This window comes from Clostridium tarantellae (assembly GCF_009295725.1).
GTDB classification, from domain to species: Bacteria; Bacillota; Clostridia; order Clostridiales; family Clostridiaceae; genus Sarcina; species Sarcina tarantellae.
This window is the reverse complement of record NZ_WHJC01000617.1, coordinates 1-593: the sequence shown is the minus strand read 5'-3', so window position 1 is coordinate 593 and position 593 is coordinate 1. Positions and strand designations below refer to the sequence as shown.

1 protein-coding gene is annotated in these 593 nt (G+C 32.7%); it reads left to right on the top strand.

Annotated elements, in window-relative coordinates; all coding sequences use genetic code 11:
* The coding region (tnpA, locus tag GBZ86_RS16645) for an IS200/IS605 family transposase (RefSeq protein WP_152892507.1) at positions 1-463 on the top strand (463 nt) is incomplete at its 5' end.
* Between the last annotated feature and the right edge of the window lie 130 nt (positions 464-593).

The following is a 593-nucleotide window of genomic DNA, read 5'->3' as shown; positions in this document are numbered from 1 at the left end:
TAGTAGCTTAGCACATAGTAAATGGAATTGCAAATATCATATAGTTTTTGCACCAAAGTATAGAAGACAAATAATTTATGGAAAAATTAAGTCAGATATAGGAGCGATATTAAGAAAGTTATGTGATCAAAAGGGAGTAGAAATAATAGAAGCAAATGCATGTAAAGATCACATACACATGCTTGTAAGTATTCCTCCAAAACTAAGTGTTTCTCAATTTATGGGATATTTAAAAGGAAAAAGTTCTTTGATGATTTTCGATAGACATGCCAATTTAAAATATAAATATGGGAATAGACAATTTTGGTGTAAGGGGTATTATGTTGATACAGTTGGAAGAAATAAAAAGGCGATAGAAGAATATATTAAAAATCAAATACAGGAAGATATAGCATATGAACAAATAAGTTTAAAAGAGTATATTGACCCGTTTACGGGTGAGCCGATAAAGAAAAACAAATAATAAGACCCCTTTAAGGGGTAGTTAGTGAAAAAAATGCGGTTGGCAGACCGTTCAAAGTGCGAGTAGCACAGCCAGTAATATGCCCTTATAGGGCTAGAGCAAACCACCCGTTTTACGGGTGGTTATGATT